Below are 7,372 nucleotides of genomic sequence, written 5' to 3'. Positions count from 1 at the left end.
TCCAACGCTCCCTATATCGGCTTGCTCGGCACGGTGCTCGGCATCATGCTCACCTTCTACAATATGGGCCTCGACGCCTCGGCCGATGCGAGCAAGATCATGGCCGGCCTCGCGCTCGCCCTCAAGGCGACGGCGATCGGCCTCGTCGTCGCGCTGCTCTCGGTCGTCTCCTACAACGCCCTTCAGCGAAAAGCGAAAGTGCTGATGCTGAAATGGGAGATCGCCAATGGATGAGAAGCCTTTCGAGACGCTCAACGTCATTCCATTGGTCGACGTCATGCTGGTGTTGCTCACGATGGTGCTGACGACGGCGAATTTCATCGCGACGGGGCGTATTCCCGTTTCGCTGCCGCACGCCACGCAGTCGCAGGTCGAAAAGCAGAAAGACAAGACGATCGAGCTCACTGCTGACGGGGGCATCTATCTCGACGGCAAGGCGGCGACGAAGGAGGAGCTGCCGGGCCGTCTCGCGGGCCTGGCGCCGGAGACCGCCTTTCTCATTCGCGCCGACAAAGCCATCACGTTCCAGACTTTCATCGATGTCGCCGACGTTCTGAAAAAATCGAATTTCACCAGGGTCTCGGTTCAGACCAAGGCCGGAGGCAAATAGGAGACGCCATGATGACGCTGCAAGCGGCGATCCTGCCGGCGAATGTAGCCAAGACGCGCTTCACGATCTATCACGGCCTCGCGATCTCGCTCGCCCTGCATGCGGCCCTCACCTTGCCGTTTCTTCTCGCCCGCGCCGAGCCGGACGAAGACGATCGATCGACGCTCGTCTTCGAGATGAATGGCCTCGTCTCGGATGAGCAAGCCGACGAAAAGGTCCAACAGGATACGGCGGGACAGACGCAGCAGAGCGCGCGGGACGCCGTGCAGGCGAAGCAGACGCCGCCCGTCGAGCCGTTGGAACAGGCGGCGGACGGCGCGCCGGCTCAGGCCAATGCGGTCGCCACCCCGGCGCAGCAGCAGTCGAAGCCGGAGCCGGTCGGCGCGACGCAGGTCGATGGCGTCGAGGAGCAGCAGGTCGCCCGCACGATCGCGCGTCGCGAGGTGTCCGAGGAGACGCTGCTTCGCGCTTATGTGAAGCAGATGTCGAAGAAGATTCATGGGCGGCTCGTCTACCCGGAGGCAGGGCGGCGCGCGGCGTGGCGCGGCGTGACGAAAGTGTCGTTCTTCATTCTGGCCACGGGACAGATTCGAGCGGACAGCGTGAAAGTGGCTTCGAGCAGCGGACAGTCGCAGCTCGACTCCGCCGCGATGCGGACGGTTCATGCGAGCGCGCCGTTCAGCCCGCCGCCACGGCCGATCGATCTCGCGATCGATGTGGTCTTCGGTCCCGAGCGCTGACGTCGGCCGCGCTGCCGTTCTGGCGCCGAATCTCGCGCGATCTTCCGGTCACGAGAAAAGGGTCGAGGCTCGAGCCGCCAGCAACCGATCGGCGCCGTTTTGGCGCTGCGTCGTGACGAAAAGCTCCTTCTCGGGAGCGATCGAGTCGAGGCGCTCGAAGCTGTGGCGGAGGACCGGCAACATCACAAGGGCCATGAAAACCGCGGGCGTCAGCGACAAGGCGGCTTGGGACGCCGTGAACGCATCAACAAAATGTCGTCGAGCCCGGCTTTCATCAGGCGTGGCAAAACAGCGAGTTCCTGCTGTTCTTGCCTCGATCTCCCTCTTCACGAATCGCTTCGACGCTAAAGGCGTGGCCGCCTTTATCACGTCTCTCGAAAGCCGAGGCGCCAAAACGATATACAGCGCTGTTATATGTTATGGCGTCCCTGCAAAAACAGAAATAGCGGGCGTCATCTGCCGTGCGAACCGGCGCCTGCGCTGACGGTCTGCAATATTGCGAGCATTCTATTCGACAGCAGTTTCGCATATGCGCTCGACGAGCGAGGTCTGAAATAAATACTCTGTCGCATATGGCGAAAAATCACAAGTAATATTTTGAATGTAAAGAAAATATCATAATACAAATATACTGTAATAGCGTTATGCTGCGCGGCGCTAGTCAACATAGGATGAGCACGGTAGCAGATAATCACGTAAAAACCTTGAAATGTCTCATTCAGCGCTCGCCAAAATGCGGAAGGTTGTTACGAAATCTCTCACTGGAGCGCTAGTCCTGCCGCCCCGGACTCCGAGCGAGGCTGTCGTCCCGATGTTGTAAATTTGCCCACAAACTCATCTTGACGGATATCGGTAATGTACCGTAGTTATATCACGCTCGATAGCGACAGATAAATCTGCCGCACCCGGGCAATTACAAAACATATTGGGCAATTCCGCGGCGGCGCATAGCGTCGTCGCGAGCGTTTTATCGCGAGAGAGGTAGCAATATGCCTAGCAAATATAGCGCCGTCCTGGCCCTCGGCGTGTCGTTTCTCACACTGACTGTGCACTCGTCGGCAAATGCGACGTCGATCAACGTGGCGGTGGCGGCGAATTTCGCCGGCACCTTGGGCGACATCAAGTCCGCCTTCGAAAGCGATTATCCGGGAGACACTTTCGTCATCACCTCGGCATCCTCGGGCGTCATCACCACCGCTATCACGTCCGGCAACAGCCCGGGATATGATCTGTTCTTGTCTGCCGACACATCATATCCTGCGACCGTCGCGTCCGCCGGATGGGCGACCGGCACGCCGTTCACCTACGCCAAGGGCGAAATTCTACTATGGTCCTCCACCAACGCCGGTTCCAGTCTGAATGTCAGCGCGGGCCTCGAATCGCTGGTGTCTGGCAGCTTCCCCCACAGTCTGGTGATCGCCGACCCGAGCAAAGCGCCTTACGGCGTCGCCGCCAGCACCGTGCTGTCGCAATCTCCGTGGAGCATATCATCGGGCTCGCTCCCGTGCTGCAACGTGTCTTTTGCCACCAATATCGACAACACCTATACGGCCGTGGCGAATGGCACCAACAAGCAAGGCTTCATCGCGAAATCGAAGGTCTGCAGATATGATGCTTCGACGAGCACCTACACCTTCAATGCGACAGGAAATACCTATTCATACAAAGAATATCCGTATAGTGACGTAACGCATCCGTACAGTCAAATCGTCCAGAATGCGGTCGGCGTCGTGAATAGCAGCCGCACCACCGCCCAGGACACTGTGCTCGCCAATCTCATCAGCTATCTGACGGGATCGACGGCTCAAGGCTACATCACTCAATATTGCTACCTGCTCCCGTAATCGGCTCAGGGAGAACCGCCTGCGGTTTCGGAGCGGTCGCGAGAGACGAGAGGCGCCGTCGTGGTCGAGCTACGGCGGCGCTTTTTAGCGTCGAGTCTCAGCGAAACGCCGCCACGCCGAAATGGCGCGAGCTATGTGAACGCGAAGACCTCGACAATCGACGCGCGCCGCCGGGCAATTTATCTACACTATATTTACGTAAAAAATCCGCGCCCCCGGTTGAATTAAAATGCGTCGACGGCTGACTTCGAAACAGGCAAATGCCTGCGTGATGGTTGAGTATCGGCCCAGCGCCGCCCGAAATAGATGCAAACGCTTTCGCGACTCCGATATGCCCTCGATCACTAGTGTCCCCGCACCATGGCTGTCACGCGAATCTCACGCGGAGCTGATTTTTGTAATTGACTGAGGCTTTGTTATTCATAATATAACACAGCTACATATTGTCGAAATCCCGAGACGCCCCGATGATTCCCAACAAGAGCAAGTCACGCGCCGCGACATCCCCATTGCAAGGGGTCGGCCGTCCGCCGTTTTCTGATCGCGCGCGAGGCATGCAAGCGTCTTTCGCGACGATGACCGCGATTGCCGCTCTGCTGGCGCCGCCTCGGGCGCTCGCCAATCCGACGGGCGGCGTCGTCGTCGACGGCGCGGCGACCATCTCCTCCACGACCAATGTCACCAATGTCGTTCAATCGACCAATCGCGCCATCATCAATTGGCAGGGCTTTTCGATCGGCGTGGGCGAGACCGTCAATTTCCTCCAACCCACTGCGATGTCGGTGACGCTCAACCGCGTCGTCGGCAATGAGCAGAGCATCATCGCCGGCGCGCTCAACGCCAATGGCAAGGTGTTCATCGTCAATTCCAACGGCATCATGTTCACCAAGGATGCGCAGGTGAATGTCGGCGGCCTCGTCGCCTCGACGCTCGATATCTCCAATTCCAATTTCATGGCCGGCAACTACACTTTCTCCGGCTCCTCGTCCGCCGCCGTCGTCAATAAGGGCGCGATCAACGCCGCCGATGGCGGCTATGTCGCTCTGCTCGGCAAGACGGTTTCCAACGAAGGGACGATCAACGCCAAATTGGGAACCATCGCGCTCGCCTCGGGCGATGCGATCACGCTCAATTTCAGCGGCGATTCCCTGCTCGATGTGACGATCGACAAGGGAACCTATGACGCCCTCGTCGAGAATAAAGGGCTGATCAAAGCCGACGGCGGCCAAGTCGTGATGACGGCGAAGGCCGCCGATGCGGTGCTCTCGGCGCAGGTGAACAATAGCGGAATCATCCAGGCGCGCACGCTCGCCGATCTCACCGGCGGCTCCTCATCCACGGGAAGCGTGAAGATCGGCAAGATCAAGCTGCTGGCGCAGGGCGGGACGACCAAGGTCTCCGGCGCGCTGGACGCTTCCGCGCCCAATGGCGGCAAGGGCGGAACGATCGAGACCTCCGGAAACAAGGTGACGATCGCAGACGGCGCGCTGGTCACCACGGCGGCCGCCTTCGGAGAGACGGGGACTTGGACCGTCGATCCGGACGGATTCACCATCGGGACGAATGGCGACATCACGGGAACGCTGCTCGGCAGCCTGCTCGCGAACAATAATATCACACTGGCGTCGACGAGCGGCCGCGGCGCCGATGGCAACATCTATGTCAACAGCGCGGTGAGCTGGTCGGGCAATACGGTGCTGACGCTGAATGCGACAAACAACATCTATGTCAACGCGCCGGTCACCGCGACCGGGACGAGCGCCGGCCTCGTGCTGAATTACGGCAATTACGCCTCGGCCGGCAGCGCGACCTCGGGAACCAATTATTATGTCGACATCGACAATGGCGCGAAGGTGACGTTGAGCGGGACGAGCGCGAGCCTCGCGATCAACGGCAAGGCCTACACGCTGTTTCACAGCATGGCCGATCTGGCGGCCTATGCGAGCGTAACAGCGACCGGATATTATGCGTTGGCGCAGGATATCGACGCCTCCAGCACGACCTATTCCAAAGCCGTGATCGGCACGCTCACCGGCACGCTGGCCGGCCTCGGCCATACGATCAGCAATCTGATCATCAACGACACCACCGCGACTGGCTTCGCGGCGCTCATCGGCACGCTCGGCTCCTCCTCCGCGACATCGGCGACGGTGCGCGATATCGGCCTCGTCAAAGCGAATGTCTATATGAGCGCCGGCTATGCCGCGACGCTGGTCGGGCTCAGCTGGGGCATTGTGAGTAACGCCTATGCGACCGGCACGGTTGCCGGCACCTCGCCGGTCGGCGGCCTCGTCGCACGCAATCAGTATGGATATATCGCCGATTCCTGGGCCAATGTGGAAGTTTCCGGCTGGACCAACGTCGGCGGCCTGGTCGGAGCGAACTACGCCAATAGCGCGACCAATGGCGTCATCAGCAATTCCTATGCGATGGGCGAGGTGACGGCCCGTACCGCTCCCGCCGGCACGGTGCGCACCGCTTTCGGCGGCCTCGTCGGGCTCAACACCGGGGGTACGATCAAAAGCTCCTATGCGACGGGAGATGTGGCCTTCGGAGCAACCGACGCCGTCCTCGCGAACAACGGCGGAGTCGTGGACGGCAGCGCCCTCGGCGGGCTGGTCGGCCAGAACGGGGTGAACGGCAGCTATATCGGCACGGTCGTCAACTCCTATGCGACGGGTGATGTCTCGGGACCCGGCAACTATATCGGCGGGCTCGTCGGCTATAATTACGGCGGAAAGATCGACAGTTCCTACGCGAGCGGCGATGTGACGGGAAACGCCGTCAACAGCAGTCAGAACGTCGGCGGTCTGGTCGGCGGCAACCTCGTCCTCAATTCGACACTGGCCGCATTGGGATCAGGCTCGATCACCAATTCGAGCGCTTCCGGAAATGTCTTCGGCTACACCCAGGTGGGAGGGTTGGTCGGCACCAATTTCGGGACGATCACCGGCTCCAGCGCGACCGGAAATGTGACGGGGCAATATGCCGTCGGCGGCTTCGCCGGCGCCGCCGCCGGCGGAGTCATCAGCAACTCCATCGCCAGTGGAGATGTCACGGCGAAGGATGTCGGCGGCCCCGCCGCGAACACCACCGCAGGACAACAGGCCGGCGGCTTCGCGGGAACGAACGGCGGCACGCTCGACCACGTGTCCGCCAGCGGCAATGTGACAGGAATAAACCAGGTCGGGGGACTTGTCGGCGCAAATTTCGGCGGCGTCAGCAATGCTTTTGCGTCGGGCGACGTCTTCGGAGTGAGCGCTGTCGGCGGCCTGATCGGCTTCAACGGCTCCACTCAGCTGAGCATCGGCACGGTGAGCAACTCCAGCGCAATTGGAACCGTGAACGACGGCGGCGGATCGCTGATCGGCAGCAACACCAGCACGGGCGCAGTCACCAACAACACCTATCGTGACGAGAAGGCGGCGGCGCGCACCGCCGCGCAGCGCGCCGCGGCGCAGCGCGCTGCGACGCAGCAGACGGCCGCGGCGGCCGGCAATGTGATCGCCAACGCCGCGGAAGTCGCCGCGACGAAGCGACAGAATGCGGCGGCCTCGACAGCGGCCGGCAAAGCCGCGGTCGCCTCGGCCAACGCCTCGGCGAATATCGATGATAATCTCACGGGCCAGGAGTCGACGCAGACGCAGCTTCCAGCCGCCCGCGCGCCGGCGCGCCTTGCGTCCGCGGCGATTGCGGGCGGCGCGCGCAAGACCCATGCCCCTTCGCCCGGGGAAGGCTATCGCGCGCGCATCCGCAGCATCGAGGTCGATGGACAGCATTTCGACCTCGGTCCCAATAGCAGGGATCTCGCGCCCGCGCCGAAAGCCCAGTGAACCGCTTCCATCAGAAAACGCGGTTTGTCGCAAATTTTGTTTATGGATGCGACGAGTGTGTGAGAATGACACGGCTTACGCGGCGAGGGCGTAGAACCGCCGACGCAATTTGCCCCTGGCCCGCGTGTTATGAATCGCAAGTATGCTATCAACGACAATTCTTGAAAATCTAGCACGCGCTAGATTTTCAAGAAGCGAAGATGACGCACGCCGCTCGGCCGCGCGCAATGTGACATTTAGATAGGCTATTGCTGATTCCAGCGGCTTGGACAGTATCTGGCCGAAACTCGTATCCTTTCGCCCCGATGTCGCGAGCCGGCGTCCTCAGTCGCCATCGGACGCCGA

6 protein-coding genes are annotated in these 7,372 nt (G+C 60.9%); 5 read left to right on the top strand and 1 reads right to left on the bottom strand.

What is annotated here, in order from left to right; genetic code table 11:
- From VIF40_RS11095 to VIF40_RS11085, 3 genes are all read left to right on the top strand, one after another.
- On the top strand, positions 1-234 hold a 234-nt coding region (locus VIF40_RS11095), incomplete at its 5' end, for a MotA/TolQ/ExbB proton channel family protein (RefSeq protein WP_331937577.1).
- A complete protein-coding gene (locus VIF40_RS11090) occupies positions 227-610 on the top strand; it encodes a biopolymer transporter ExbD (protein ID WP_331937576.1) in 384 nt (127 codons plus the stop codon). The genes VIF40_RS11095 and VIF40_RS11090, both read left to right, overlap by 8 nt.
- Positions 611-618: 8 nt before the next feature.
- Positions 619-1,350 carry a TonB family protein gene (locus VIF40_RS11085; RefSeq protein WP_331937575.1) on the top strand — a complete coding sequence of 244 codons (732 nt, stop codon included), beginning with the start codon at positions 619-621 and terminating at the stop codon, positions 1,348-1,350.
- Positions 1,351-1,398: 48 nt separating this feature from the next.
- Here the strand turns inward: VIF40_RS11085 and VIF40_RS11080 are convergent, their stop codons facing one another.
- Positions 1,399-1,680, bottom strand: coding sequence for a hypothetical protein (locus VIF40_RS11080; protein WP_331937574.1), 282 nt, complete (start codon positions 1,678-1,680; stop codon positions 1,399-1,401).
- Positions 1,681-2,339: 659 nt separating this feature from the next.
- Between VIF40_RS11080 and modA the strand changes: the two genes are divergently transcribed.
- Positions 2,340-3,194 carry a molybdate ABC transporter substrate-binding protein gene (gene modA, locus VIF40_RS11075; protein ID WP_331937573.1) on the top strand — a complete coding sequence of 285 codons (855 nt, stop codon included), beginning with the start codon at positions 2,340-2,342 and terminating at the stop codon, positions 3,192-3,194.
- 554 nt (positions 3,195-3,748) lie between these two features.
- Complete coding sequence (locus VIF40_RS11070) at positions 3,749-7,027, top strand: beta strand repeat-containing protein (protein WP_331937572.1); 3,279 nt, start codon at positions 3,749-3,751, stop codon at positions 7,025-7,027.
- Positions 7,028-7,372 lie beyond the last annotated feature (345 nt).

Source organism: Methylosinus sp., assembly GCF_036560965.1.
Taxonomy (GTDB): Bacteria; Pseudomonadota; Alphaproteobacteria; order Rhizobiales; family Beijerinckiaceae; genus Methylosinus.
The sequence above is the reverse complement of the archived record's forward strand: the minus strand, read 5'-3'. Positions and strand labels throughout refer to the sequence as shown.

Coding starts and splice junctions, on each gene's coding strand:
- VIF40_RS11085 (WP_331937575.1), top strand. CDS start 619: ATGATGACGCTGCAAGCGGCGATCCTGCCGGCGAATGTAGCCAAGACG.
- modA (WP_331937573.1), top strand. CDS start 2,340: ATGCCTAGCAAATATAGCGCCGTCCTGGCCCTCGGCGTGTCGTTTCTC.
- VIF40_RS11070 (WP_331937572.1), top strand. CDS start 3,749: ATGCAAGCGTCTTTCGCGACGATGACCGCGATTGCCGCTCTGCTGGCG.
- VIF40_RS11090 (WP_331937576.1), top strand. CDS start 227: ATGGATGAGAAGCCTTTCGAGACGCTCAACGTCATTCCATTGGTCGAC.